At 63.1% G+C, this 25,642-nt stretch carries 23 protein-coding genes; 13 read left to right on the top strand and 10 right to left on the bottom strand.

The window, feature by feature from the left end; all coding sequences use genetic code 11:
* Positions 1 to 13: 13 nt before the first annotated feature.
* The 5 genes from C2L65_RS12390 to C2L65_RS45460 form a co-directional block, all read right to left on the bottom strand.
* Positions 14 to 2,017, bottom strand: a complete 2,004-nt coding sequence (locus C2L65_RS12390; protein ID WP_042307333.1) for an amylo-alpha-1,6-glucosidase — start codon at positions 2,015 to 2,017, stop codon at positions 14 to 16.
* Positions 2,018 to 2,096: 79 nt separating this feature from the next.
* On the bottom strand, positions 2,097 to 3,482 hold the full coding sequence (locus C2L65_RS12395; protein WP_042307367.1) for an ATP-binding protein: 1,386 nt from the start codon (positions 3,480 to 3,482) through the stop codon (positions 2,097 to 2,099).
* A gap of 8 nt (positions 3,483 to 3,490) precedes the next feature.
* Positions 3,491 to 4,204 carry a response regulator gene (locus C2L65_RS12400; RefSeq protein ID WP_042307331.1) on the bottom strand — a complete coding sequence of 238 codons (714 nt, stop codon included), beginning with the start codon at positions 4,202 to 4,204 and terminating at the stop codon, positions 3,491 to 3,493.
* A gap of 72 nt (positions 4,205 to 4,276) precedes the next feature.
* Positions 4,277 to 4,570 carry an EF-hand domain-containing protein gene (locus tag C2L65_RS12405; RefSeq protein WP_042307329.1) on the bottom strand — a complete coding sequence of 98 codons (294 nt, stop codon included), beginning with the start codon at positions 4,568 to 4,570 and terminating at the stop codon, positions 4,277 to 4,279.
* 165 nt (positions 4,571 to 4,735) lie between these two features.
* A complete protein-coding gene (locus C2L65_RS45460) occupies positions 4,736 to 4,894 on the bottom strand; it encodes a hypothetical protein (RefSeq protein ID WP_156132285.1) in 159 nt (52 codons plus the stop codon).
* Here C2L65_RS45460 and C2L65_RS12410 point away from each other — a divergent pair, their 5' ends adjacent.
* The 6 genes from C2L65_RS12410 (at position 4,895) to C2L65_RS12435 (ending at position 13,429) form a co-directional block, all read left to right on the top strand.
* Complete coding sequence (locus C2L65_RS12410) at positions 4,895 to 5,176, top strand: hypothetical protein (protein ID WP_042307366.1); 282 nt, start codon at positions 4,895 to 4,897, stop codon at positions 5,174 to 5,176.
* A gap of 92 nt (positions 5,177 to 5,268) precedes the next feature.
* The gene (locus C2L65_RS12415; protein WP_036003064.1) at positions 5,269 to 5,739 is read left to right on the top strand and encodes a ferritin-like domain-containing protein; all 471 of its coding nucleotides are present in this window, start codon (positions 5,269 to 5,271) and stop codon (positions 5,737 to 5,739) included.
* A gap of 348 nt (positions 5,740 to 6,087) precedes the next feature.
* A complete protein-coding gene (locus C2L65_RS12420) occupies positions 6,088 to 7,656 on the top strand; it encodes an efflux transporter outer membrane subunit (RefSeq protein ID WP_042307326.1) in 1,569 nt (522 codons plus the stop codon).
* A gap of 94 nt (positions 7,657 to 7,750) precedes the next feature.
* Positions 7,751 to 8,902 carry an efflux RND transporter periplasmic adaptor subunit gene (locus C2L65_RS12425; protein ID WP_042307324.1) on the top strand — a complete coding sequence of 384 codons (1,152 nt, stop codon included), beginning with the start codon at positions 7,751 to 7,753 and terminating at the stop codon, positions 8,900 to 8,902.
* Between the two features lie 11 nt (positions 8,903 to 8,913).
* Entirely contained in the window at positions 8,914 to 11,967 is a 3,054-nt protein-coding gene (locus C2L65_RS12430; protein ID WP_042307322.1) for an efflux RND transporter permease subunit, read from the top strand.
* 823 nt (positions 11,968 to 12,790) lie between these two features.
* Entirely contained in the window at positions 12,791 to 13,429 is a 639-nt protein-coding gene (locus C2L65_RS12435; protein ID WP_042307321.1) for a LysE family translocator, read from the top strand.
* A 39-nt stretch (positions 13,430 to 13,468) separates the two neighbouring features.
* On the opposite strand, the gene rarD is transcribed toward C2L65_RS12435, so the two are convergent.
* Positions 13,469 to 14,344 carry an EamA family transporter RarD gene (rarD, locus tag C2L65_RS12440; RefSeq protein ID WP_042307318.1) on the bottom strand — a complete coding sequence of 292 codons (876 nt, stop codon included), beginning with the start codon at positions 14,342 to 14,344 and terminating at the stop codon, positions 13,469 to 13,471.
* Between the two features lie 298 nt (positions 14,345 to 14,642).
* On the opposite strand from rarD, the gene C2L65_RS12445 reads away from it, so the two are divergent.
* A complete protein-coding gene (locus tag C2L65_RS12445; RefSeq protein ID WP_042307317.1) occupies positions 14,643 to 15,431 on the top strand; it encodes a sulfite exporter TauE/SafE family protein in 789 nt (262 codons plus the stop codon).
* 46 nt (positions 15,432 to 15,477) lie between these two features.
* On the opposite strand, the gene C2L65_RS12450 is transcribed toward C2L65_RS12445, so the two are convergent.
* The 3 genes from C2L65_RS12450 to C2L65_RS12460 form a co-directional block, all read right to left on the bottom strand.
* A complete protein-coding gene (locus C2L65_RS12450; RefSeq protein WP_007589174.1) occupies positions 15,478 to 15,732 on the bottom strand; it encodes a hypothetical protein in 255 nt (84 codons plus the stop codon).
* Positions 15,733 to 15,964: 232 nt separating this feature from the next.
* The gene (locus tag C2L65_RS12455; protein ID WP_081920885.1) at positions 15,965 to 18,094 is read right to left on the bottom strand and encodes a 3-hydroxybutyrate oligomer hydrolase family protein; all 2,130 of its coding nucleotides are present in this window, start codon (positions 18,092 to 18,094) and stop codon (positions 15,965 to 15,967) included.
* Between the two features lie 578 nt (positions 18,095 to 18,672).
* The gene (locus C2L65_RS12460) at positions 18,673 to 19,029 is read right to left on the bottom strand and encodes a BON domain-containing protein (RefSeq protein WP_042307312.1); all 357 of its coding nucleotides are present in this window, start codon (positions 19,027 to 19,029) and stop codon (positions 18,673 to 18,675) included.
* A gap of 547 nt (positions 19,030 to 19,576) precedes the next feature.
* Between C2L65_RS12460 and C2L65_RS12465 the strand changes: the two genes are divergently transcribed.
* From C2L65_RS12465 to C2L65_RS12495, 6 genes are all read left to right on the top strand, one after another.
* A complete protein-coding gene (locus C2L65_RS12465) occupies positions 19,577 to 21,145 on the top strand; it encodes a TAXI family TRAP transporter solute-binding subunit (protein WP_042307310.1) in 1,569 nt (522 codons plus the stop codon).
* 168 nt (positions 21,146 to 21,313) lie between these two features.
* Positions 21,314 to 21,958: a 2-hydroxychromene-2-carboxylate isomerase gene (locus C2L65_RS12470; protein WP_042307308.1), complete on the top strand. Its 645-nt coding sequence runs from the start codon at positions 21,314 to 21,316 to the stop codon at positions 21,956 to 21,958.
* Between the two features lie 269 nt (positions 21,959 to 22,227).
* Positions 22,228 to 23,223, top strand: coding sequence for a LysR substrate-binding domain-containing protein (locus C2L65_RS12475; protein WP_042307305.1), 996 nt, complete (start codon positions 22,228 to 22,230; stop codon positions 23,221 to 23,223).
* A gap of 246 nt (positions 23,224 to 23,469) precedes the next feature.
* Positions 23,470 to 24,003, top strand: coding sequence for a hypothetical protein (locus tag C2L65_RS12480; RefSeq protein ID WP_156132284.1), 534 nt, complete (start codon positions 23,470 to 23,472; stop codon positions 24,001 to 24,003).
* 293 nt (positions 24,004 to 24,296) lie between these two features.
* Entirely contained in the window at positions 24,297 to 24,707 is a 411-nt protein-coding gene (locus C2L65_RS12490; RefSeq protein WP_042307302.1) for a hypothetical protein, read from the top strand.
* Between the two features lie 24 nt (positions 24,708 to 24,731).
* On the top strand, positions 24,732 to 24,986 hold the full coding sequence (locus C2L65_RS12495; protein WP_042307300.1) for a hypothetical protein: 255 nt from the start codon (positions 24,732 to 24,734) through the stop codon (positions 24,984 to 24,986).
* A 62-nt stretch (positions 24,987 to 25,048) separates the two neighbouring features.
* Here C2L65_RS12495 and xdhC read toward each other — a convergent pair whose 3' ends face one another.
* The gene (xdhC, locus tag C2L65_RS12500) at positions 25,049 to 25,639 is read right to left on the bottom strand and encodes a xanthine dehydrogenase accessory protein XdhC (protein ID WP_042307298.1); all 591 of its coding nucleotides are present in this window, start codon (positions 25,637 to 25,639) and stop codon (positions 25,049 to 25,051) included.
* Between the last annotated feature and the right edge of the window lie 3 nt (positions 25,640 to 25,642).

The raw sequence follows: 25,642 nt of genomic DNA on the forward strand, positions 1-25,642 counted from the left end.
GTGACGGTGGGAGTCACATCGTAGCGCGGTTTGGGGTGTTCGCGTCGGTGAGGTGGGCATGGGCGCTTTCGCCCAGCAACACGCCAATACGCAACCGCTCTCCCAGCGACCACGCCTGAAACGGTGTGCCGCCCGGCGTGTGCGGCGCATCGCCGTCCGCGACTTCCGAAATGTGGTCGAGGCCCGCGCGATCCAGATGCGCGTCGAGCGGCGCGAGAAAGCGCACGCGTGCTGCGCTGCGTGCAGCCTCGTCGGGACGTTGCACGCGCAGCCATGCTTCGACGAATGGCCCGAGCAGCCATGGCCACACTGTCCCCTGGTGATACGCGCCATCACGCTCGAGCGGCGCGCCCGCATAGCGCCCGCGATAGCCGGGATCTTCCGGCGACAACGTGCGCAAACCCAGAGACGTCAGCAGATGCGCTTCCACCTGTGCAACGACGGCGCGTGCCGTTTCGCCTTCGACCAGCGCAAACGGCAAGCCGCCTGCCGCGAAAATCTGATTGGGCCGGATCGATCTGTCGACCGTGCCGCGCACATGATCGACGTCGACGTTATCGAACAGCGCGCCCGTTTGCGGATCGACGAAGCGTTGCGCAAACGAAGCCGCCACACGGTCGGCAGCATCGCTCCATCGTGCGTTCCACTGTGCTGCAATGCGCAACGCGTTGAACCACAACGCCTGCACTTCAACCGGCTTGCCGATGCGCGGCGTCACGACCCAGTCGCCGACCTTCGCATCCATCCACGTGAGCTGGACGCCAGGCACGCCTGCACGCAGGAGGCCGTCGTCGTCGGCTTGGATGCCGTAGCGCGTGCCCTGTGTGTAGCCCGCCAAAATCGTATCGACGGCTTCATGCAAGCGCTCGCGCGTCGCGTCCGACGCATGCCCCGTCGCCAGATAGTCGTGCGCGGCAATCGCGAACCAGAGCGAAGCATCGACCGAGTTGTATTCCGGCTCGTCGCCGTAATCGGGAAAGCGGTTCGGACACATGCCTTGCGAAATCGTCCCCGCCCATGCGAGCAGAATCGCCTCAGCTTCCGCGAGTCGCCCTGTCGCGATCAGCAGACCGCGCATCGCGATGAAGGTGTCGCGGCCCCAGTCGGTGAACCAGGGAAAACCGGCGACGATCGTTCGGCCCGTCGAGCGCGCGACAACGTAGGCATCGGCGGAACGATGCAGGCGCGAAGCGAAAGCAGCGCGACGGTTCGTTTCGGTCTCTGCAAGCGTGTTCGCCAGTTCAATCGCGGCGGCATGCGCAACGGGCGTCGATTGGTTCGACACGTCCGCGCTCAATATCATCACGGCTGCATCCGAACGAAGATCGAACGAGAAGACGCCGGGCGTCGCGAGGTCTTCGGTGAAATCGAGGCCGCGCTCACGTTCGCGTACGTAGCAGAAGTTGCGATACCAGTCGGGCGCGTGTTCATATGCGCCGTTCGTGATGACGCAAATCGCTGGCAGATCGTGATACGGCTGCCACTGCACACGTTCGCCGTCGACAGAAGCAAAGAAATCGAATGCACCGTTCTCGTGATGCAGCGCGTGATAATCGCGGCCCGACAGCAACGGACGAACGTGCAGCGTGATCGCGTCATCGCCACTCGCGTCGCCATCGAATGCCACGCGCCAGCGCAACACCGTCTCGCAAGTTTCTTTCGCGACGAACGTTTCCGCGATCACACACGTCTGCGCATCGATGCGGAAGCGCCATGTCGGCCACGGCGTCGTGTCGAACGCGATCAGACTCGCAGCGATGTCGGGATACACGATATCGGGCGCGTAACGCTGCATCGACAGCGGATAGCGCACGCCCTTCGTCTCGATCCAGGCCTCGATCCCATTCACAAGCACGATACGGCCCGCTGGTGCGCGCGTCGCCGTCAGCAGCAGCGCGTGATATCGCCGCGTGCGCAGCGTGCCGACCGTACCCGACGCAAAGCCGCCAAAGCCGTCGGCCTCGAGCCATTCGTCTTCCAGACGTTCGATATCGAAAGGAGATTCGACGCGTGTCATCGCAGTTGCCGCCGTGCGCCGGCGACGGGATCAAGACAGCCGACAGATTAGCCGCTCGCACATGAAATGTCTTGTGCGTTCAACTGGCCGACTGCGCAGTCGATTGCTCGCCGACACCTGTTGCGCTGGAATCGCGCTGAATCGGCAGCACGGCCCACACTTCCAGGCCGCCACCCTCACGCGCATGAAACTCCAGCGCGCCGCCATGCAGCCGCGCAATGCGTTCGACGATCGCCAGCCCCAACCCCGTGCCGCCCGTTTTGCCATGCGCGTTCTTGCCGCGCTGGAACGGCGCCTTGAGCCGTTCGAGTTCTTCCGCGCTCAAGCCTTTGCCGCGATCGGCGACGGCCACATAGATCGCCTGCGCGTCCGCCCACGTCCGCACGGCGAGACCCGTTTGCCCGTACACGACGGCGTTCTGCATCAGGTTCATCACGAGCCGCATCATCGTGATGGGCCGGAACGCGTGCTCAGGCAGCTCGCCCAGTTGCAGATCGAACTCGTGTCCAAGGCCCGCGAAGTCGGCGGCAAGCTGGCTGATCAGCGCGTTCAGATCGCCCGATTGCGGCGTCTCGCGCTCGCCGCTGCCCGCGTAGTCCATGAACTGCTGAAGAATCGTATCGATCTGATCCAGATACGATTCCGCCGCGCCGACGAAGGCTTCGTCGCCGTTCGTGTCGTTCGCCATGGCCATCGCAAGGCGAAGCTTGGTCAGCGGCGTGCGGATGTCGTGCGAAATGCCCGCGAGCATCAGCGCACGCGTCGCTTCCGCCTGCTGCAACGCCTGCGTCATCTGGTTGAACGCGCCGCTCACCTGGGCGATTTCCGTCGGACCATCGACGGGCAACGGCGGCGGCACTTCGCCCGCGCTCACGCGGCGCGCCGCTTGCGCAAGCTCCCGCAATGGGCGGTTCAGATGCGCCTGCAGCGCAAAACCCGTCAACGCGGCGAGCATCGCCAGCCCGATCGACAGCAGCACTGCCGTCAGCATGCCGCCGCCCTGCGCCTCTTCCGGCACCTGCAAGCCGATCCAATAAGGCGTGCCCGCCACATGCATGCGGATCCACATGCGCGGATGCGGCGCGCCTTGCCAGCGCACTTCGGTGCCCGCTGGCAGATAGCGGTGCAGCGTATCCAGGAACGTCACCAGCTGATAGGTCCGGTAGAACGCGAGCAACCGCACACGCGGCTCGGACACAGCTTCCGTTGGCGGTTCGCTGCGCGCATCGAGCCGCGCGACGAGCGTGTCGCGCGCGTCCTCGGGCGACGCAGCCAGCGCATTGTCCAGCGTCTTGATGTACGTGCCGAACACGGCCGCGGCGCGTTCGACGCGCGGCTTCTGCACGTAATGAATCAGCACGCTCAGCGAGCACACCTGAGTGAATGCAACGAGCACGATCAGCAGCGCGATGTTGCGCGCGAGCACGCTGCGCGGCAGCAAGCGGGACATGAAGCGCCTCGACATGGGCGCGCTCATGCGTCGACGTCGGCGGCGAGCATATAGCCGACGCCCCACACGGTCTTGATGTAGCGTGGTTTCGACGGATCGCTTTCGATCGCCTGGCGCAGACGCAGAATCTGCACGTCGATACTGCGATCAAGCGCATCGTGGTCGCGCCCTCTTGCGCGCGCGATCAGATTGTCGCGGCTCACCGCGCGGTTCGGCGATGCGGCGAGCGCCGTCAGCAGCAGCATCTGCGCCGAATGCAGTTCGAGAAGCTCGTCCTGTTTGTAGAGGCACTGCTTGGCGACATCGAGCCGGAACTCCCCGAAGCGCAGCGTCTGCGTGGTGACGGTTGGATCGTTCGAGGCGATTTTCTGGCGGCGCAGCAACGCGTTGATCCGCGCTACCAATTCGCGCGGCAAGAATGGCTTGGCAAGGTAATCGTCGGCACCCGTTTCGAGGCCGATCACGCGATCGAGCGGATCGCCTTTGGCCGTGAGCATCAGAATGGGCAGCGTGTGCCCTTCCGCCCGCAGTTTCGCGCAGATCTGTAGGCCGTCTTCTTCGCCGATCATCAGATCGAGCACCAGCAGGTCATACGGCTCGCGCTGCAAATAGCGTTCGAGCCGCTTGCTGTTTTCCACGGCGCGGACTTCGAAACCATGTCCGCTCAGAAAGCGCTGCAGCATATTGCGGAGTTCCGCTTCGTCGTCGAGCACGATGATGCGGGCGGGTCGGTCCATGCAAGGCTCCTTCATCGCTTATGGTTTCATTCGTCTTGCAACAGTTTAGCTTCATGCCGACCCGCTTTTCCGTCAGTGCGATCCCGCGCGCTGCGCCATGAACTGCTCGATCTGCGCGAGCGTCACGTAGCCCTGCTTCTGCGTGTCGATCTCGTTGAAATGCTGCGCCACGCGTGGCATGCCCGTCTGCGCCTGGGCAAGCGTCAGCTTGCCGTCGTGCGTCGTGTTGGCGGCGGCAAAGCGCTCCTGCAACTGCTGCATCATGCGCTCCATGCGCGGCGATCCCGCCATCGGTTGCGGCGCCGTCTGGGCCATCACGCCCGTCGATGCAATGCACAAAGCCAGAATAGCGATCAACTTCTTCATTTCCCATCTCCATCATCGGTTCGTTCAACTTCTTCGCTACGTCGTGTTGCGATTCGTCGTTGGCGAAGCGAATTCTGGTTGTCCGGGACGCTCAAGGCAATTTCAAAGTTATGTCGATCCATGTCATGTCAGCGCTGCGCATTTTCACGCACGATGCAACGCGTATTACGCAGCAGACGCTTCAAACATGAGCGTGCTTTTCCCGACATCGAATGAAACAAGTAATCGCTGCCCTTCACCGAAGGCGTTGCGTATCTTTTGCACGTCGGTTGCCACATCAGCATTTCGCATCGCATCCGCCGACATTCGCTTGAGGAGTTTCATGTGAACATTCGCTCTGCTTATACGTCCGCGATCGCCGCCATGGGCATCGCCTGCTCGACTAGCGCCTTTGCCGGCACCGTCTTCATTCATGCGGCCTATGTGCCCGCCGCCGTCTATGCACCGGCGCGCACGCTCTATTACGTGCCGCCGCAACCGCCCGTCGTCGTGCCCATCGTGCCGGTGGCGCCCGTCGTGCCCTACGTTGCCGTCGTGCCGCCACCCGCGCCCGCGATACGGCTGCCCTATGCGACGATTCCCGTGCCGGTCGTCATCATCCGCTGACCGCATTCGCGCCGCGATTCACTTGATCTTTGCAGAGGCGAGGCCAACAATGAAAGCCTCTTTCGTCGTCGACGAGTATCGCGGAGCGCCACATGCCAGATATCGAAAAGGACAAGGTCATCGCCGTGCTGAACCAGATTCTCGAATCCGAGCTGGCAGGCGTGGTCCGTTATACGCACTACTCCTTCCTCGTGTTCGGCTTTGGCCGCATTCCGATCGTGTCGTGGCTGCGCCAGCAGGCTGACGAATCGCTGCTGCACGCGCATCAGGCGGGCGAATGGATCACCACGCTCGGCGAGTATCCGTCGCTAGGCATCGGTGCGCTGCTCGATTCGCATACGACGGACATCACGACCATCCTGCGCGAATCGCTCACCGCGGAAGACGTCGCGCTCGGCCTGTATCGCGATCTGCTCGCGCTGGTCAAGGACCGCTCCGTCGCGCTCGAAGAATATGCGCGGCAGATGATTGCCGTCGAAGAGATGCACGCGGGCGAAGTGGACAAGATGCTGCGCAAGCCCGGCACGGTGGGCACATCGGGCGAGCGCGGCGCAGCGCATTGAGTTTCTTTGCCGTGTTGTAAGGGCGCAATCGCAAGCGCGCCGCTCAATTGTCAAATCGCGCGGCGCGCTTAGGCGGTCCGTTTAGGCCGCACGTTCAACCGTCCATCTATCCGACTCTCGACAAGCGCCGCATCTATCACTATGTGATGCATGCGGTGCTTCCGTCCCTTGCATCTCGCGCGCTGCATTTAACGTTTGTCCGCCGTAAGGCGCGTCTATTCCCCTAAAGCTTCTGCAAGCATGATCTCGTTTGCAACGACCCATGCTAGGCTATGCGCGGCATCAGGCTGTTGAATTCTGCATTCGCAATTTCGTTCGTAGTCCGCGCAGGTAATACAGGGTGGATAGATGATCGATGACGTCAAAGGCAGTGTCAGTCACAGTCGTTTGCATAGACCTTCACGTTTCGCGTTCGACGCTTCGATCAGCGTAGCCTTCGCCATTCTGGGCGCGGCATTGCTCCCCCTGTCCGGCTGCACGGTCGGCCCCGATTACCGCACGCCCGCGCCACCCGCCACTGAAACCTATACGCCCACGCCGTTGCCCGACCAGACGGCATCGTCGCCAGGCGCGTCGGGCGTGCCTCAGCAATTCATCGCCGGACAGGATATTCCCGCCCAATGGTGGACGCTCTTTCATTGCGAGCCGCTCGACGCGCTAATACGCGAAGCGCTCGCCAATAGCCCGAACGTCGCCGCGGCGCAGGCGGCCCTCAGGCAGGCGGCCGAGAACTATCGCGCGGAAGTGGGCAGCGCGTTGTATCCATCCGTCGATGCGAAGCTCAATGCGACGCGCGAGAAGTTCAACGGCGTCACGTTCGGTGAGCCGGGACTCACGGAAGAGCTGAACCTGTATAACGCGTCAGTGAATGTGTCGTACAACCTCGATGTGTTCGGCGGCTCGCGGCGCGAACTCGAATCGTTGCGCTCGCAAATCGATTACCAGGGCTATCAGTTGCAGGCCGCGTATCTCGCGCTGTCGGCAAACATCGTCACGGCGGCTGTCAAGGAAGCGTCGTTGCGCGAGCAGATCGACTCGACCGAGCGCATCGCCGCCGATGAAGAATCGCAACTCGGCGTATTGCGCAAACAGTTCGAGCTGGGCGGCGTGGGCCGCACTACCGTGCTCTCGCAGGAAACGTTGCTCGCGCAAACACGCGCGACGCTGCCGCCGTTGCGTCAATCGCTCGATCAGACGCGACATCAGCTTGCCGTGCTCGCGGGCAAGGTGCCGAGCGATACGGCCGTGCCCGAGTTCAGGCTGTCGATGTTCACGCTGCCGCAGAGCTTGCCCGTGAGTCTGCCTTCGTCGCTCGTCAGGCAGCGGCCCGACATTCTCGCCGCCGACGCTACGCTGCATCAGGCGAGCGCGCAGGTCGGCGTGGCGACAGCGAACATGTATCCGCAGATCACGCTCTCCGCGAGCTATGGCCCGCAGGCGCTAACGCCCGCCGGACTGCTCAAATACGCGGACATGATCTGGAGCATCGGCGCGGGTATCACGCAGCCAATTTTTCATGGCGGGCAGTTGAGCGCACAAAAGCGCGCTGCCGAGGCCGCTTTCGATCAGGCCAACGCGCAATACCGTCAAACCGTGTTGCTCGCGTTCCAGAACGTCGCCGATACCTTGCGCGCGCTCGAACACGATGCGACAGGCCTCGCCGCGCAAACGGACGCGTGGCGCGCGGCGAGTGCTTCGCTTGATCTGACACGCGGCCAGTTTCGCGTCGGCGGCGTCAGCTATCTGGCGCTGCTCGATGCGCAGCGTCAATACCAGCAGACCGTCGTGAATCTCGCGCAGGCACAAGCCGCGCGCTATGCGGATACGGCAGCGCTGTTCCAGTCGCTCGGCGGAGGCTGGTGGAACGACGCGACCACGAGCCAGGCGAATCAGGCAAACCCCGCCACGCCGCACTGATTTTTTTGCAGTCGCCGCGCGTCGCATGCGATGAGCCCGCAGCGCCGCCGGACGCGTTTCGTGCCTCACCCGTTTGCCGTGCAAGGACCTGACGATGACGACGAAAAGACCGATGACAAAGCGGATGATCATCATGCTGATCTGCGTGGGCGTGCTGCTCGGCGCGCTGGTCGGCTTCAACCTGTTCAAGGCGCACATGATCCGGAAGTTCATGGCGAGCAATGCGGCGCCCGCCGCGACCGTGACGTCCGCTGTCGCGCGCTATCAGAGCTGGCAGCCGCAGCTGTCCGCCGTCGGCAGCCTGCGCGCGGTGCGCGGCGTCGACGTGACGACGGAAGTGCCCGGCCTCGTGCGCGAGATCCCGTTCAACTCGGGACAGGAAGTGAAAGCGGGCCAGGTGCTGCTGCGCCTGAACGACGATTCGGACCGCGCGCTGCTCGCGTCGCTGCAAGCCTCAGCGGAACTCGCGCAAACCGTCTACAAGCGCGACAAGGCGCAGTACGACATTCAGGCGATCGCCAAGGCGCAACTCGACGCCGATGCCGCCGACCTCAAAAGCAAGCGCGCGCAGGTCGATCAACAGGCCGCGCTCGTCGAAAAGAAAACGATCCGCGCGCCGTTCGCGGGACGCGTCGGCATCACGACCGTCAATCCCGGCCAGTACATCAATCCTGGCGATGCGATCGTCACGTTGCAGGCCATCGATCCCATCTATGCCGACTTCTATCTGCCGCAGCAACAACTCGGGCAATTGCAGGTTGGACAAACCGTCGTCGTCGATACGAACGCGTACAACAGCCGCACGTTCGACGGCAAGATCCGCTCGATCAATCCGCGCGTGGACAATACGACGCGCAACGTGCAGATCGAAGCGACCGTCGACAACCGCGAGCGCAAGCTGCTGCCCGGCATGTACGCGAACGTGAAGATCGACGCGGGCAGCGAGGAGCGTTATCTGACGCTGCCGCAAACGGCGATCACCTATAACCCGTACGGCGCGACCGTGTTCGTCGTCAAACCCGGCGAGCACAAGGATGCGCACGGCAAGGTCATGCCCATCGCGCAACAGGTGTTCATCACGCCGGGGCCGACGCGCGGCGATCAGGTGGCGATACTCAAGGGCATCGGCGAAGGCACGCAGGTCGTGACGAGCGGCCAGTTGAAGCTGAAGAACGGCACGCCGCTCGTGATCGACAACCGCGTGTTGCCTTCGGACAGCCCGAACCCGACGCCTCAGGAACAATAAGAGGCCGCCCGATGAAATTCACCGATATCTTTATCGAACGGCCGGTGCTCGCCTCCGTCGTGAGCCTGCTGATTCTCGTGCTCGGCTTGCGTGCGCTGTCGACGCTCAAGGTCAGCGAATATCCACAGACGGAAAACGGCGTGGTCACGATCCAGACCGCCTATTACGGCGCGAGCGCCGACACGATGGCCGGCTTCATCACGCAGCCGCTCGAGTCGGCGATCGCGCAGGCGCAGGGCATCGACTACATGTCGTCGTCGAGCACGACGGGCCTCTCGACGATCACCGCGACGCTGCGCCTGAACTACGATTCGAACCGCGCACTGACGGAGATCAACACGCAGATCGCGTCGGTGCGCAACCAGTTGCCGCCGCAAGCGCAGCAGCCCGTGCTGACAGTACAGGTTGGCCAGACCACCGACGCGATGTACATGGGCTTCTACAGCGACGTGCTGCCGAGCAACAACGTCACCGACTATCTGCTGCGCGTCGTGAAGCCGAAGCTCGATTCGGTCCAGGGCGTGCAGACGGCGGAAATTCTCGGCGGCCGTCAGTTTGCGTTGCGCGCGTGGCTCGATTCGACGAAGCTCGCCGCGCACAACGTGACGGCTTCCGACGTGTTCACAGCGCTCGGCAACAACAACTATCTGGCGACGCTCGGCACGACCAAAGGGCAGATGATCAGCGTCGATCTGAACGCGGGCACCGACCTGCATTCCGTCGAAGACTTCAGGAAGCTGGTGGTCAAGCAGAAGAACGGCGCGATCGTGCGTCTCGAAGATGTCGGCAATGTCGTGCTCGGCGCGGACAGCTACGACTTCAACGTCGCGTTCAGCGGCAAGCGTTCGGTGTTCATCGGCATCAAGGTCGCGCCGGACGCGAACGTGCTCGATGTGGCGAAGCGCGTGAAGGCGATCTTTCCGGATCTGCAGAAGCAGTTCCCCACGGGCATGACGGGCGATATCGTCTACGACGCGACTGACTTCATCAACACCGCCATCGAAGAAGTGGTGAAGACGCTCGTCGAAGCGCTGCTGATCGTGACGGTCGTGATCTTCCTGTTCCTCGGCAGCTACCGCGCGGTGATCGTCCCCGTGATCGCGATGCCGCTATCGCTGATCGGTACGTTCTTCGTGATGCAGATGCTCGGTTATTCGATCAATCTGCTGACGCTGCTTGCGCTCGTGCTCGCGATCGGACTCGTGGTCGACGACGCGATCATCGTGGTCGAGAACGTCGACCGGCATATGAAAGAGGAAGACAAGCAGCCATTCGAAGCCGCCATGATTGCCGCGCGCGAGCTGGGCGGACCGATTCTCGCGATGACCGTCGTGCTGATCGCCGTGTATCTGCCCATTGGTTTTCAGGGCGGGCTGACGGGCGCGCTCTTCACCGAGTTTGCGTTCACGCTGGCGGGCGCCGTGGCCGTATCGGGTGTGATCGCGCTGAGTCTGTCGCCGATGATGTGCTCGCGCTTTTTCCGCATGGATCAGGAGTCGGGACGCTTCGCGCGTTTCGTCGACAGACAGTTCGAGCGCGTGCATCACGGGTATCAGCGGCTCTTGCATTCGATGCTCGACACGTGGCCCGTGTTCATCGTGATGGGGGCGCTGCTGTTGTGTGGCACGGTGTATCTGTTCATGACATCGCAATCGGAGCTTGCACCGCAGGAGGACCAGGGCATCGTGCTGTCGCAGATCCAGGGGCCGCCAAATGCGACGATCCAGCAGATGCAGACCTACGCGGACCAGGTGTTCAACATCTCGAAGGACATGCCCGAGTATTCACAGATGTTCCAGCTGACAGGCGCGCCGACGCTGAATCAGGGGATTGGCGGCGTGCTGTTCAAGACTTGGGATAAACGCAAGAAGAACGCCACGCAGTTGCAGCAGGAGTTGCAGGCGAAGTGGAACGGCATCGCGGGCGCGCGCGTGGCCGCGTTCCAGTTTCCGCCGTTGCCGGGCGCGCAGGGCTTGCCGGTGCAGTTCGTGATCAGCACGACGGAGCCGTTCGAGAACCTGAATGAAGTCTCTCAGACCGTGCTGCAGAAGGCGCGCGAAAGCGGCATGTTCTTTTTCGTCGATAGCGATCTGAAGATCGACAAACCGGAGAGCGTGCTGGTCGTGGATCGCGATAAGGTTGCGTCGCTTGGGCTCACGCAGAGCGATGTCGGGCAGGCGCTGGGCGCGGCGCTGGGTGGCAACTACGTGAACTATTTCTCGATTGCGGGGCGCTCGTATAAGGTGATTCCGCAGGTGCTGCAAACGGACCGTTTGAATCCGTCGCAGGTGCTTGACTATTATTTGCGCACGCCGGATGGCAGTGTGATACCTGCTTCGACTGTGACGCGTTTGAAGCAGAACGTCGTGCCAGAGTCGATCAATCACTTTCAGCAATTGAACTCGGCGACGATTTCCGGTGTGATCGCGCCGGGGATTTCGCAGGGCGAAGTGCTCGACTTTTTGCGCAAGGCCACGACCGATGCCGCGCCGACCGGCTATAGCGCGGATTACTCCGGGTTGTCGCGACAGTTCGTGCAGGAGTCGGGCGGATTTGTGCTTACGCTGATGTTCGCAACGATCATTGTGTTTCTGGCGCTTGCCGCGCAGTTCGAAAGTTTTCGCGATCCTGTGGTGATTCTTGTGTCGGTGCCGATGGCGTTGTTTGGGGCGTTGATCTTCATTAACCTCGGGCTGTCGACGCTTAACATTTATACGCAGGTTGGGCTTGTTACGTTGATGGGTCTTGTCAGCAAGCACGGTATTTTGATTGTGCAGTTTGCTAATGAGCTTCAGCGCGCTGGGCGGTCGAAACGCGAGGCGCTTGAGGAGGCTGCTGCTGTGCGGTTGCGGCCTATTCTGATGACTACCGCGGCTATGGTGCTTGGGGTGTTGCCTTTGGTGATTGCGTCGGGGGCTGGTGCCGCTGGGCGCAATGCCATGGGGCTTGTGATCTTTTCTGGGCTTTCTATTGGGACGCTTTTTACGCTGTTTGTTGTGCCTGCGATGTATATGCTTTTGGCTGCTGATCATCATAAGGATCGGAGCCAGCCGGCTGTGGTTTGAGGTTGCAAGGGTTGCTTTTGGGTTTGGTTTTTTTGGCGTCGCCGGGCGGTGTGCTTGCCGTTTTGCTGGCATCCGCGTTCTGTTAGCGTGCTTCACGCGTCGCCCCCGTGCGGGGCGGCACCTACTTTTCTTTGCCGCTGCAAAGAAAAGTAGGCAAAAGAAAGCGGCTAACACCGCTAATTCTTGTGTTTGCCTGAGGGCCCCCAACCGGTCTTACGCTTCACACGGCAACGTCCCTGTTCGCGCGTGTTGCCAACGCGCTGAATGAACGCTTCACCCACTTCAAACACCCGCACCACGGCTGGCGGCAGCGAATGGTATGTGCCGCCCAGGTAGCAAACTGTGTGTAGGTTGTCGCGACGTATAGCCTGGCGCTCTTACAGGGTGGGACACTACAGGGTGGGACACGTGCGCTATCGGCCGGAGTGAGGCGTGTGCGGGACTACGGCCTACACACAGTTTGCCACCTGGGCGGCTGTAGAATATCCGGCATGGCGTGCGGCGACGCGGGCGCGTGAAGCGGGTGAGGCGCACTGCAAGAGCGCTGGCAACGAGCTTGAATCGAGAAGTTGCCGCGTGAAGTAAGGGACCGGTTGAGGGCCCTCAGGCAGGAAGAAACGTTGGCGGTGTTAGCCGCTTTCTTTTGCCTACTTTTCTTTGCGGCGGCAAAGAAAAGTAGGTGCCGCCCCGCACAGGGGCGACGCGTGCAGCACGCTAACAAATCGCGGATGCCAGCACAGAGGCAAACAAGGTAGCGCGGATGCCAGCGCAAACCCAAAACAAACCACATAGCGTCGCAGACAAAAAAACCATAGGAGCAAAAATGTTCAGCGCATCACTCTTCGTGACGGCCGCAGGCGTAGGCCTCGCAGTCGCCGCCCCAGTCGGCCCCATGGGCATGCTCTGCATCCGCCGGACGCTCACGGACGGCCCCCGCGCGGGCCTCGCAATCGGCCTGGGCATAGCCGGCGGCGACGCCATCTACGGCCTGATTGCCGCGCTAGGCCTGGTGAGCGTATCGCACTTCATGCTGGCCTACGACAAGCCGCTGCACATCATCGCAGGACTATTCCTGCTCTATCTCGGCATCCGCACGATGCTACAAAAAGTCCCCGCCGACAACGGCAACAACGGCGAAGGCAAGCTCGCCAACATCGGCCACTCAGGCGCAGTAAAGGCCTTCGCTAGCGCCCTGCTGCTCACCCTGACCAATCCGCAAACGGTCATCATGTTCGCCGCCCTCTTCACGACGCTCGCGCCGCGCGGACCGTTTTCATCGAGTGTCGCGTTCACGACCGTGCTCGGCGTGTTCTGCGGATCAATCGCGTGGTGGTGCTTCCTGGTGACAGCGGTCTTGCTCGCGCGGCATGCGATCGGCCACAAGCTGCGCGTGATCATCGACCGCATCGCGGGGCTGGCACTGGCCGTGTTCGGTATCGTCGAGGTCAAGCGCGCGATCTGACCGCCACAAACGGCACTTTATGCGCGGGCGAGCAGCGCCTTAAGCCCGCGCAAACCGCGCCCGCCACAACCCATCGAGCGAATACAGCGCGAGCGCAATCCAGATCGCGCCATAGCCGATCAGCTGCGCCTGCCCGAACGGCTCGCGATAGATCAGCACGCCAATGAGCAGTTGCAGCGACGGCGTCACATACTGGATCAGCCCGAGCATCGACAGCGGAATACGCCGTGCGCCCGCCGCGAACAGCAACAGCGGCACGGCCGTGATCGGCCCGGCCAGCGCAAGCAGCACCTTCACGCCGAGTGACGCCGCGCCGAACCCGCTCTCGCCATGCGACGACGCAAAAAACAGATACAGCACGGCGACAGGGAAAAGCAGCACCGTTTCGAGCGTCAGCCCTTCGAGCGCGCCCAACTGCGCCGTCTTGCGCAACAGGCCATAGCCCGCGAAGCTGAACGCGAGCGCAAGGCTGATCCACGGCGGATGGCCGTTTTCCCACGTGAGCCACAGCACGCCGCACGCAGCGACCGCGACGGAAAGCCATTGCACGCGCCGCAACCGCTCGCCGAGAAACGCAAGGCCAAACAGCACGTTGATCAGCGGATTGACGAAATAGCCGAGACTCGCCTCGACGATATGCCCCGCGTTGACGGCCCAGATATAGATGCCCCAGTTCGTCGACAGCAACAGCGCGCTCGCGGCGAAACGAACCAGCAGCCGACGATCGCGCAGCACAGGCGCAAGCCAGCGCCACTGCTGCCGCACGGTGAGCACGATGAAGAGAAACAGCATCGACCACACCATCCGGTGCGCCAGCATCTCGACAGGCGAAATCTGATGCAGCGACTTGAAGTAGACGGGGAACAGTCCCCACAAGGTGAACGCGAGCAATGCGTAGGCGACGCCGGGATTCATTTTTATCGGTCTGCGGATGGGAAGGCACGGGACAGCAGAGGCAGAAGCGGCACGCTGACGTGCCATTCGGCAAACCCTCGGCGCCCGAAACGCTCATTGTAAGCCGTCTGTCGGGACAGCCCGATACACAGCATCCGGCCGCATTCGTACGCGGCAGCGCCGGTTTTGCGACAATAGCGGTCTTTCGCCGCGCCGCCAGCCAGCATGAACGCCCGATGGGATCATCTGAAAGGCAGCAAGACGCACGGCCACCGGCAAGCTCGCCCGTAACCCTTTACGACCGTCCGCGGTCCGCGCAATGGCACTTCCCCATATCGATCTCCTGTTTTCCGCGTCAGGTCTGTTCGTCGGCTTTCTGGTCGGACTGACGGGCGTGGGCGGCGGCTCGCTGATGACGCCGATCCTCGTGCTGCTGTTCAACGTCCATCCGGCAACGGCCGTCGGCACGGACCTGCTGTACGCCGCCGCGACCAAGGCGACGGGCACGCTCGTGCATGGGGTGAAGGGTTCGATCGACTGGCAGGTAACGTTGCGCCTCGCCGCGGGCAGCGTGCCCGCCGCCACCATCACGCTGATCCTGCTGCACCGCTACGGGATGACCTCGACGCGCGGCGGACATCTGATCTCCCTCGTGCTGGGCGTGGCGCTGCTGATCACCGCGATCGCGCTGATATTCCGGCCGCAGTTGACGAAGCTCGCGGCTTCGCGCAAGCGCGCGACGGGCCAGGGCAGCACGCTCGGGCTGACGATGCTGACGGGTGCGATCCTCGGCGTGCTGGTGTCGTTGACCTCGGTCGGCGCGGGCGCGATCGGCGTCACCGTGCTACTGCTGCTCTATCCGATGCTGCCGACCACGCGCATCGTCGGCTCCGATATCGCCCACGCCGTGCCGCTCACGCTGCTGGCGGGCGCGGGGCACTGGCTGCTCGGCTCGATCGACTGGTCGATGCTGCTGTCGCTGCTGGTCGGCTCGCTGCCGGGCATCGTGATCGGCAGCTATCTGTCGTCGAAGGCGCCCGAAAAGTTGCTGCGCAATCTCCTCGCCGCGACGCTGACGCTCGTCGGCGTGCGACTCGTCCTGTCCTGACGGCGAGCGGGCGTGCATGCCCGCCGCGCGTGACGGACCACTTGAATCACTTGAAGAAGCGGCAGTTCAGGTCGGTTTCGAACTGCCGGACCCAGTGGCCGGCCGTGTCCTCGTGATAGGACTGCGCCCAGCCGCCGCGCCGGATCGTCAGAAGACGCGAGCGATGCGACGCGTCGTCGGGATCGTCGCTCGCGCTGATGTCGAAATGCGCCGGCGCGAACCCGTGCCGCGCGCACACCAGCTCGAACGCAGCGCGCTCGCCGATGGGAAGGTCGGTGTAGGTGAAGCGGATCGTGTCCATGGCCGTCGCTCCGTGAAGCATCGTCGATAACTTCACAGTACCGCACCCGACGGGTAAATAGTGTGTCACGGCGCACAAGAACGAACGTCCGTCGCGTTCGGGCGTGGGCCGGCGCACAGTCGGTTCCCAGCTGGCGCGATACGCCCCGATTCCTGTCACGCGCATGTCACGTGTATGTCACGCGGCTCGCCGTTTCTCGTGCAACGGATGGCGAGCCGCTTCCTCTATCACATCACTTCGGCACGTTCACCGCGCACGCTCCCACCTGAATCGCGTCCGAACCCGGACTCATCGAAATCGCGGGGAGATTGGCTGTCGTCAGCGCGGGCGCGGCGCCTGCCGTGCCGCCGCGCGGCACCGTGCGGATCACCTGCGACGGCGGCAGCGCCGCGCCGCCCTTCAGGTGACTCCACATCAGGTTCAGCGCCTGGATGTTGTAGTAGTGAACCGGGATGAAGCGCGTATCGAAGCCGGCCACGCCCAGGAACGCGTCGAAGTGCTGGCCGTTCAGCACTTCATAGAACGCGAGCTGGCTCTTCGAACCTTCCGTGATGCTGTTCATCGCCAGATACGCGCGCGAGGCGTGGTTCACGGGCACGAGCGCATCGCTGCGCCCCTGCACGATGATGGCCGGTTTGCCGTGCAGGTTCGCGTTCACGCGGATCGCGTTGACGTTCTGCTGCATGCGCGCGTCGCCCGTCGTCCACAACGCGCGCAGACACGCGGCGCCCGTGTAGCTGGCGTCGGCCGTGGCAAACCGATGGTCCGCGCCGCCTGCCGGCGATATGTTGTAGACGAGGTTGATGCCGTTGGTCGGCGGCACGCCGTTGCCGAGGCCGAATATGGAGGGCATCGGTGCGACGGCTGGCGCGACGCCCGCCGCGCCCGTCGTCGCGTTCGTCGTGCCGAAGCTGAAGTCGCACAGGTTGTCGGTCACGCTCGACTTCGTGTACGCGTTCGCATAAGTGACGGCGACGGCAGGCACGGCCTGCGAATCCCACATCGGCGCGTGCAGCAGATCGGAGTCGGTTTCGTAGCCTGCGGCGTGCAGTTTCGCGAGCGCGTCGTTGGCCTGGCTCGTCGCGTCCGCGCCGCTCACGAAGCCGCCCGCCGCCAGCGATGCGCAGCGCGCCGTGCGGATCGCCTGGGTGGTCGCGAGCGGCAGCGCCGTCAGATACGGCGCGCCCGTCGCCGCCGTCGCGGCTGCCGCGCACGGCATCAGCATGTTCGCGTAGGTCATGTAGTCCGCGAGCGGCGCGCCCGCCGTGGGAATCTGCGCACCGCCTTCGAACACCTTAGCCGCCGACGCCATGTTCAGATTGATCTGCGGCTCGCCGACAACGACGGCCGTGATCCACCCTTGCGTGTCCTGCTCGGCGGCCGCGAGCGACGCGCCGCCGCCATTGCTGACGGAAGCCGCGATCGTCGTGATGCTTCCCGCGCTGTAGCGCACGCCATGCTGCTGCGCGTTGTTGTTGATGGTCGGCGCGAACTGCTGGTTGAGCGCCCAATAGGCGAACTGGATCGCTTCGAGCGTGTCGTGTCCCCAGTCCTGCTCGGGGTTCTGCTGCGAGTGCGCGTGCTTGAACGCGTAGCGGTTCGGAAAGCCATTGTTGAACGACGCCAGACCCGCCGACGTCACGTTCGCCTTGAAGAGGCTCGCCGTGCCCGAGCCCGCTGCCGTCGAAAGCGTGCCGTTCATCAACGTGACGAGCCCCGTCTGCATTTCTTCCGCGCCGTTGCCGCTGCCCTTGTCGGTGTAGGCGACCGCGCAGCCGCGCTTGAGGCCCCACTCGCCCGCCGCTGATATCGCGCCGTACACGCCGCGCGAACCCGACGACGTCGCCGTGACGATGCACGGATTGTTCGGATCGAACGTGCTGGGCACCTGGACCATCAAGGTCACATTCTGCTGGCCGGTGCCGTTGTCGGCGTACGCGAGGTATTCGGTGCCCGCGATCTTGCCTTCGCCGAGCGTGTCGTTACCGTTCAGGTCGACGTTGGGCCCCCAGAATCGGCCATATCCGCCGTTCGCCGACATGTCGACGAGCGCGCGGTAGTTCGACCAGATTGCGAGCCGACGCAACTCCGCCGCCGTCGGACTCGCCGGGTTCGCGAACGAAGGCGCCGTTGCCAAACCGAGGCCCGTCTTGCCCAGCCCGCCCGTCAGCAGATCGTCGCTGTTGCCGTCGTAAGCCGTCGTGGTGACGCTGCTGGATACCACGAACGAGGGCAGCGCGTTGGCCGTCTGGTTGTGATCGTCGCTGTGGCCACACGCGGCGAGCAGGATCGAACTGGTGGCGAAGCAAAGGGCAGTGGCAGCACGTCTGAATAACAGTTTCCCTGTCATTACCGTCTCCATTGTCTTGTTGTCGATGCCGCATCACGCCCATCTGCAACCAGCCGACATGCAGCGAAACACGCAGCGGGCGCGGCTGCGGCGGCTGCTCCAACGCAAGTTTCGCGCCGATCTCCCGCTCTTTGCGGCGCTGTCGCTTGATCGCTTGCGTGACGCCGGTTCGCATGCGAAGAAGCATGCGTAGTCAACACGCATACCGTCCTGATCCAGAGACATTCATAGGCGGGAGCCGCTCGCCGCCGTTACCTTAAAACAGCCGCAAACGCCCGCCACGCGCGGCTCGCCGCGTCCGCAGGTGCGATGTCTACGCAACGAGACGCTACACGGGTAGTCCCGTTTCGTAGAGCCAAGGCTGCCTTCGCTTGGGTATTGCCGTGCTCGCCTTGACACCCGCGCTGGATGCGCGCGCAACGAAGCGCTCCCCAAAACGAAACGGGCTCCCGTTGGAAACGGGAGCCCGCTTGTCATTCTGACCGGTAAGCACGCCGCAACATTGCAGTGTGCCGTTCGTCAGGTGACCGGATGGCCGCTGCCCGCGAGCCGGATCATGGTCCGACCCTCACCGGCGCGGCCCTTGCCGCTTATTGCTGCTGGACGTTGATCTTGTTCGACACCGACGTCACGCCAGCCACGCCCTTTGCGACTTCGCCAGCCTTCTGGATCTGGTCGTTGTCGGGGGCCGTGCCCGTCAGCGTGACTGCGCCGCCACGGGCGCGCACGTTGATGTTCGACACGTCGAGGCCTTGCGCCTTCGCGAGGGCCGAGCGGACCTTCTTGCCCAGCGCGCGGTTTTCCGACTTGGCGGCCTTCGAATTAGCGGCGGGTGCAGTTGCCGTCGTGCCGGTGGACGTGGAGTCGCTTGCCTGGGCATACGCGTGGCATGCAACAACCATTGCGACAACACCACCCAGTGCCTTCAGAAAATCGACCGATTTCATACCTTCTCCTTTTTGCTTGGTTTGGACCGCGTTTGACTGCGGCTTGGTTACGACTACGAGTGGCCCGACTGCACGCGCGCGCGAAGGCGCGACGAGGCATGGCGAGCCAGGAGCGTTGTCACGGTCTGCGAGAGAGGCGTTAGAAAGGATGACGGCCGGCGCGATCCAGCGCGCAGCGGTGCATGACACCGGCCGTGCGCCGCGCAGTTGGCAGCGTGCCCTGGTCTCGTCAGTCTCGCCGGGTCCCGCTGCGCCAACGTCGATGCGCGGCAGCGTTGCCAATGTAATCTAGCCGCGCAAGTTCTGCAAAGGATATCGCGTGTTCTGCACGGTTCCTGTTGCAGCCGCTTCCCGCCCGATGCAAAACGGAACGGCCGTGCCAGACGTGCTTCAACGGTCCGCCGTGCGTGTACCGTAAGCTGTACCCCGTCGTTCCAGGTCACTTTTTGTTACGCGTTTACGACCCCGCGCGCCCGCCGCACGCGCCGCCGCGACATCAATCTCCTGTACCATCGGCGCGAATTCATCCGACCGCACAAGCATTCCCATGAAGCCTTCCGACGGACGTCGCCCGGAACGCCCCTCTGAGCGCAAGCCACCGCCCCGCCTCGTCGCCCGCTTCGTGGCGATCTCCTGGCGCGATCTCGCTGTATCGTTCGGCCCCATCCTGATAATCAGCGCAATTGCGATCTACGTCGCCGTGCGACTGATCCAGCCCGCCCCGCCCAACACACTGACGATGGCGGCCGGCCCCAAAGGCAGCACCTTCTGGGTGGCCGCGCAGAAGTACAAGGAAATCCTCGCGCGCAACCGCATCACGCTCAACGTGCTGGAGACGGAAGGCTCGCTCGACAACTACCGCCGGCTGACCGACCCGCACGCGGACATCGACGTCGGCTTCGTGCAGGACGGCATCGCGCCGTCGAAATCGACTGACGATCTGATGTCGCTCGGCAGCGTCTCGTATGTGCCCGTGGCGATCTTCTATCGCGGGCCGATGATCACGCTGCTGTCCGAGTTCAAGGGCAAGCGCATCGCGATCGGCGCCGAAGGCAGCGGCACGCGCGAGCTCGCGCTGCAGTTGTTGAAGGCGAACGGCATCACGCCCGACGGCCCGACGAAGCTGCTGCCGCTGTCCGGCGACGACGCCGCCAAAGCGCTGACGGAAGGCAAGATCGACGCGGCGATCCTGACGGGCGACTCCGCGCAGCCGCCCGTGATGGGCAAGCTGTATCGCACGGCGGGCGTGCAGTTCTACGACTTCACGCAGGCCCCGGCCTACGCGAAGCGCTTCCCGTATCTGACGCAGATCGAAATGCCGATGGGATCGTTCGATCTCGGCAAGAACCTGCCGTCGACCACGCTGCACATGATCGCGCCGACGGCCGAACTGGTCGCGCGCGATTCGCTGCATCCCGCGCTGTCCGATCTGCTGATCGACGCGGCGCACGAGGTGCATGGCAAGGCGACGGCGTTGCAGCGGGCGGGCGAATTCCCCGCACCGCTCGCACATGACTTCCCGATCAGCGAGGACGCCGCCCGCTACTACAAGTCGGGCAAGAGCTTCCTGTACCGCGTGCTGCCGTTCTGGCTGGCGAGCCTCGCGGACCGGCTGCTGGTCGTGCTGGTGCCGATCATCGTCGTGCTGATTCCGGGGCTGCGGCTCGTGCCGTCGCTGTATGCGTGGCGCGTGAAGTCGCGCATCTACCGCTGGTACGGCGCGCTGATCGCGATCGAGCGCGAGGCGCTGAACGAAACGTCGGCGGCCGAGCGCGAGGCGCTCATCGTGCGGCTCGACAAGATCGAAGAATCGGTCAACGGTCTGAAGATGCCACTTGCGTATGCGGATCAGTTCTATGTGCTGCGCGAGCATATCGGCTTCGTGCGGGCGCGCCTCACGCGCGATTCGGAAGCGGTCGCGGCGCGCGACGCATCGGACGCAGCAGGTACGCCTGACAAGCCTGCTACGGCTGATGAAGGCCCCGCCGCCGTCGGCCGCGCCGAAGCCCGTGCGGCAATGCACGAGAGCCACGCGGCGCAAGAACATCACGACAATCCCGACAGCCACGAAAGCGTGGCCAAGCCCGGCAGCGACCGTCCTGCCCGCACCTCGTGACAGCCTTGGCGCGTGCGCCGAACCCGCGCTGCGGCAACGCTGGGCGCGGTGACGCCATTTTGTCAAATGATGCGCACGCGGCTTGCTCCGCGTAAGATCGAAACAATCAGAACGGGCCGGTGCGCTACATCGCCGACGGCCCGCCGACTCCGGTAACCGGGAGACATCATGACCGATGGCATCGACGCCACGCAGCCACTGTGGTTTTACGACTTTGTCTCACCGTTCTCGTATCTGCTGCTCGAACAGCACGACAAATGGCCTGAGCTGCCGTTCGTGCTGACGCCCGTGTTGCTGAACGATCTGTATCGCCACTGGGGCCAGCGGGTCGCCTACGACGTGCCCGCGAAACGCATTTTCACGTACCGGTATGCGCTCTTTCGCGCGGAACAACTGGGCATTCCGTTCCGCATGCCGCCCGCGCATCCGTTCGATTCGACCAAGCCGATGCTGCTGTCCATTGCGCTCGGCTCGGACCTGCAAACGGTGCGGGAGATTTTCCGCTTCATCTGGCGCGACGGACGCGACCCGTCGAGCGCCGATGGCTTCGCCGCGCTGTGCGAAAAGCTGAACGTGCCGAATGGCCAGGAGCTGATCGAGCGCGAGGAAACGCGCGCGCAGCTGATGCGCCAGAGTACCGACGCCATCGCGATCGGCGTATTCGGCGTGCCGACGTTCTGGCTCAACAAGCAGTTGTTCTGGGGCGAAGACGCGCTGCCCATGGTGCTCTATTGCGCGCGTACGCCGAACTGGCTTGACTCGAAGGAAGTCAAGCGGATCACGTCGCTGCCGTCTGCGCTGGCGAAGGCCTGAGCGCCTTTACGTGGTTCGCTGGCCGGCGGCGGGTTCGCCGCCGTTCATGGTGTGACTTGGCGTGGCGGCCAGCAAGTGGGCGGATCGCCGGCCGTGATGCCCGTCATAGGGCCTGCGCTATGGCCCGCGGAGGGCAAAACGACCTAAGGTTATAGCTTCGCGCGCGCATGCGGCGAGGCGTCGGGCACAAGGACGCCGCTGCATCGCGATGCACCGTTCGACACAAGCATTCGAAAGCCTTCAACGGGCCTTCCCCGCCCCGCCGATTCATGGACGACGACAACGCCGCATCACTCGATATCTGGCTCGTGCGCGTGCTGCGCACGCTGCTCGTCGAGCGCAGCGTCACGCAGACCGCGCTACGGCTGAACCAGACGCAGCCAGCTATCAGCACCGCGCTGCGCAAGCTGCGCGAAACGCTGAACGACCCGATTCTCGTGCGCGGCAAGTCGGGCATGGTGCCGACGGAATACGGCGAATCGCTGCTCGCGTCCGTGCAGAAGGTATTGCGCGACGTCGATTTCGTCGCGACGCCGCACGGCGACTTCGAGCCGGAGCGCTCGCGCCGCACCTTCCGCATCGCCGCGCCCGACTATCTGAACGACTTCTTCATGCCGACCGTGATCGCGCAATTCCGCGAGACGGCGCCGCACGCGCGGCTCGAGATCGAGTCGCTCGGGCCGCTGCTCGATCATGCGTCCGCGCTCGATGCGGGTGAGCTCGATCTGGTGATCGGCAACTGGCCGAAGCCCGACGAGCGCTTCGAGCGCAGCGACCTGTTCTCCGACACCGTCGTGTGCATGATGCGCGCCGATCATCCGCTCGCGAAAGCGCCGCTCACGCGCGACGCCTATCTCGCTGCGCCGCATCTCGCGCCCGCGCACTACAGCGGCGCGCGCGGCGGTGCGATCGATACGGGCTTCGCGCGGGCACATGCGGCGAGGCGTATCGTCGCGACACTTCCGTACTTTGGGCTCGTGCCGCAAGTGCTGCTGCAATCGGATCTCATCTTCACGACGACGCGACGCTTTGCGCTGCATTATGCGGAGATGCTGCCGCTGGCTGTCGTCGACGTGCCGATTCCGTTTCCGCGCATCAAGTGCTATCAGATGTGGCATCCGCAGCCGGACCGGCCTAGCGATATCCAGTGGTTGCGCGGCTTGATGGCGCAGGTGTCGGAGATGTTGGTGGCGAAGAAGGCAAGGCGGGTGCGGGGCGTGGGGAAGGAAATGAGTTTGCCTGCTGCGTCCGCTGGAGAAGTTTAGGAGTGGGTCAAGCGCTCGCCTGATCTTTACAAAACATGACGATTCGTCCGATGGTGATTCGCTACGATGTTTCACCTGCCCAAAAGCGGACGATGGCACATGGCGACAGAACTCAAGACGGATGCATGGCATCGCTACGTGATGTATCGGAGCGATGACACATCGCTTTTACGAATCGCATCGACAGAGGACGGCCGAAAGGCCATCGATGCAGGCAAGACGTTCACCCGTCGAGCCTACGCAGACGTGTGGGCAAAAGACGCGGACCTCGTAGATCGCGTCCGGCGATTCCTCGGCAAGAATTTTCACTGGCACGCGCGCCTCTCTAAGTCAGGTTCAGATCTCGAAGTGGTCGAGATGCTGCAAATGATGGTGCGCGGCGGTTCCGTTCATGTGATTGCGCAAGAGCCCGCACGCGTTGGCAGCGCTGCGTCGGTAACGGAAAAGCCGAAGTCGTCGTTCTGGGGCGCGGACCATTACAGTCATATCTTCGACGTGCCTTTCGCCGAGCGCTACCGGGACCAGCTAAAGGCGATGAACGCCGGCGGCCCGACTCTGGCGGATATACGCGGCATGTATGACAGCGTCAACGCAGAGTTCATGCATGCTGCCGTGCTGGCCGATCCGCTCGGGACGCGCCGGTTTTTGCGCGGGCTGGATGGGTCAGCAGGTACGGATTGCCTGATTTGTCTGAATACGGAGTCGATGATAAAGCCGACATTGCAGATCAATATATCGGAGCGCCGACGCAACTCGACAGTGCAGAGCCCTATCGTCTGACGGACGGCGTATTGGTCGATGAGTCTTCGTCAATTCAGCTAGCCGGCCGGCTGACGCCTAACACAGGGGAGCCGGGAACCTGGTACACCAATCCCGGCAGCGGGCAGATGCGCTTATTTGGAGCGGATGGAAAACCCGTCGTCGTCGATTTCGACTTTGATCACGATCATGGGCAAGGCATCCCTCACGCGCACAACTGGAACGACGGTGGTGGTCCTTATCCCGTTCGCGGTCCTGGCATAAGATTTTCGCCGTTGCCTTGATGCGACCACACATCGAACACATGGACTGCCATGAACACGACAAACGTTTACCACGACGCAGAGATCGCCGGAGTCGCTTACTCACGAGCAAGCGGAAGTGCCTTGCTCAATCTCGAACGGGTAATCAGCACCGAGACCCGAATCGGGTTTTCGGGGGTAAAAGCCTTGCGCGTGAGCGACTTCGGATTGCAGAACGTCATCTCTCGCGTACTTATCTCGGGGTCTCACAGGTTCTCGACGGATGAGATCCGAGACCATGTTCAATGGGCGTACAGTCAGCACGACTACAACGCATCGTTAGCGGACGAGAAGATCGCCGAAATCGAAGCAGCTGTTTCCCAAGGCGAACTCGTTTTGTTCGTGATCGAACCGTCCGTGGGAGCGGAGATCGTGATCTTGTGCGAAAGCGTGCAGGTCATCGATGCAGAATCACGAGAATGACCGAGTACGAAGTCCACGCGGCTGATGACTGAATATTTCGTTTCCTATTACGACGCTGAATCCAGAACAATAAAAACGGGATTCGTCGACGCACGCGTTTTCAAGGACGTGCGAATGAATCTGGCTATGGAACATGAGGTCGGAGCTAACAATCCGATCACCGATGAATTCGCCCGCCGGTTTGGCGGAGCCGCGCTGCTCTGGCTTGCAACGCAATACCCGGAGCTTCGTCTATATCTCCAGGTCACCGACGGCAAAGGCGGCAAGATAACCCTCTAGCCGTAAAAAAACGGGCCCAGCAAGTCACCCCGCTGCGCCCGTTGGAGGAACCGCTCAATAAATCACGCGTCGACGCAATCCGCTTCCTGAACCGACGCAAAATCCGCCAACGAGACCTGCTGCGACCTCACCTGCAACAGTTCCGCACACACCGCCACCGCAATCGACGTCGGCGCCTTGTCGACGATCCCCGGCACGCCAATCGGGCACGTCATCTCGAACAGCCGCTGCGGATCGACACCGCGATCGAGCAAACGCCGCTCGAACTTCACGCGCTTCGTCTTCGAGCCGATCATCCCGAAGTACGCGAAATCGCGCCGCCGCATGATGCGCTCGGTAAGCGCGAAATCCAGCGCATGGTTGTGCGTCATCACGAGAAAGAACGCGCCTGCAGGCGCTTCGTCGACGATGGCGTCGGGCGTGTCCGTCGCTTCGATCTGCACGTTCGCGGGCACTTCGTCAGGGAACAGTTCGTCGCGTTCGTCGACCCATTGCACGACGCACGGCAGCCGGCCAAGCAGCGCGACAAGCGCATGCCCGACATGGCCCGCGCCGAACAGCACGATGTGCATCGGCGGCGGCAACTGCGTCGCGTGGCCGCTGCGCCGGCCAATCTGAACCGGCATCTGCGCGAAAGTCGGAACATGCATCATGGC

Source organism: Paraburkholderia terrae, from assembly GCF_002902925.1.
GTDB classification, from domain to species: Bacteria; Pseudomonadota; Gammaproteobacteria; order Burkholderiales; family Burkholderiaceae; genus Paraburkholderia; species Paraburkholderia terrae.

What these genes read in the sequence shown, in the direction of transcription:
- C2L65_RS45460 (WP_156132285.1), bottom strand. Translation starts at nt 4,894, where the DNA reads ATGAAACTCCTCAAGCGAATGTCGGCGGATGCGATGCGAAATGCTGAT.
- C2L65_RS12430 (WP_042307322.1), top strand. Translation starts at nt 8,914, where the DNA reads ATGAAATTCACCGATATCTTTATCGAACGGCCGGTGCTCGCCTCCGTC.
- C2L65_RS12465 (WP_042307310.1), top strand. Translation starts at nt 19,577, where the DNA reads ATGAAGCCTTCCGACGGACGTCGCCCGGAACGCCCCTCTGAGCGCAAG.
- C2L65_RS12450 (WP_007589174.1), bottom strand. Translation starts at nt 15,732, where the DNA reads ATGGACACGATCCGCTTCACCTACACCGACCTTCCCATCGGCGAGCGC.
- C2L65_RS12495 (WP_042307300.1), top strand. Translation starts at nt 24,732, where the DNA reads ATGACTGAATATTTCGTTTCCTATTACGACGCTGAATCCAGAACAATA.
- C2L65_RS12475 (WP_042307305.1), top strand. Translation starts at nt 22,228, where the DNA reads ATGGACGACGACAACGCCGCATCACTCGATATCTGGCTCGTGCGCGTG.
- C2L65_RS12395 (WP_042307367.1), bottom strand. Translation starts at nt 3,482, where the DNA reads ATGTCGAGGCGCTTCATGTCCCGCTTGCTGCCGCGCAGCGTGCTCGCG.
- C2L65_RS12420 (WP_042307326.1), top strand. Translation starts at nt 6,088, where the DNA reads ATGATCGATGACGTCAAAGGCAGTGTCAGTCACAGTCGTTTGCATAGA.
- C2L65_RS12400 (WP_042307331.1), bottom strand. Translation starts at nt 4,204, where the DNA reads ATGGACCGACCCGCCCGCATCATCGTGCTCGACGACGAAGCGGAACTC.
- C2L65_RS12405 (WP_042307329.1), bottom strand. Translation starts at nt 4,570, where the DNA reads ATGAAGAAGTTGATCGCTATTCTGGCTTTGTGCATTGCATCGACGGGC.
- C2L65_RS12460 (WP_042307312.1), bottom strand. Translation starts at nt 19,029, where the DNA reads ATGAAATCGGTCGATTTTCTGAAGGCACTGGGTGGTGTTGTCGCAATG.
- C2L65_RS12455 (WP_081920885.1), bottom strand. Translation starts at nt 18,094, where the DNA reads ATGGAGACGGTAATGACAGGGAAACTGTTATTCAGACGTGCTGCCACT.
- C2L65_RS12435 (WP_042307321.1), top strand. Translation starts at nt 12,791, where the DNA reads ATGTTCAGCGCATCACTCTTCGTGACGGCCGCAGGCGTAGGCCTCGCA.
- xdhC (WP_042307298.1), bottom strand. Translation starts at nt 25,639, where the DNA reads ATGATGCATGTTCCGACTTTCGCGCAGATGCCGGTTCAGATTGGCCGG.
- C2L65_RS12470 (WP_042307308.1), top strand. Translation starts at nt 21,314, where the DNA reads ATGACCGATGGCATCGACGCCACGCAGCCACTGTGGTTTTACGACTTT.
- C2L65_RS12415 (WP_036003064.1), top strand. Translation starts at nt 5,269, where the DNA reads ATGCCAGATATCGAAAAGGACAAGGTCATCGCCGTGCTGAACCAGATT.
- C2L65_RS12445 (WP_042307317.1), top strand. Translation starts at nt 14,643, where the DNA reads ATGGCACTTCCCCATATCGATCTCCTGTTTTCCGCGTCAGGTCTGTTC.
- rarD (WP_042307318.1), bottom strand. Translation starts at nt 14,344, where the DNA reads ATGAATCCCGGCGTCGCCTACGCATTGCTCGCGTTCACCTTGTGGGGA.
- C2L65_RS12425 (WP_042307324.1), top strand. Translation starts at nt 7,751, where the DNA reads ATGACGACGAAAAGACCGATGACAAAGCGGATGATCATCATGCTGATC.
- C2L65_RS12390 (WP_042307333.1), bottom strand. Translation starts at nt 2,017, where the DNA reads ATGACACGCGTCGAATCTCCTTTCGATATCGAACGTCTGGAAGACGAA.
- C2L65_RS12490 (WP_042307302.1), top strand. Translation starts at nt 24,297, where the DNA reads ATGAACACGACAAACGTTTACCACGACGCAGAGATCGCCGGAGTCGCT.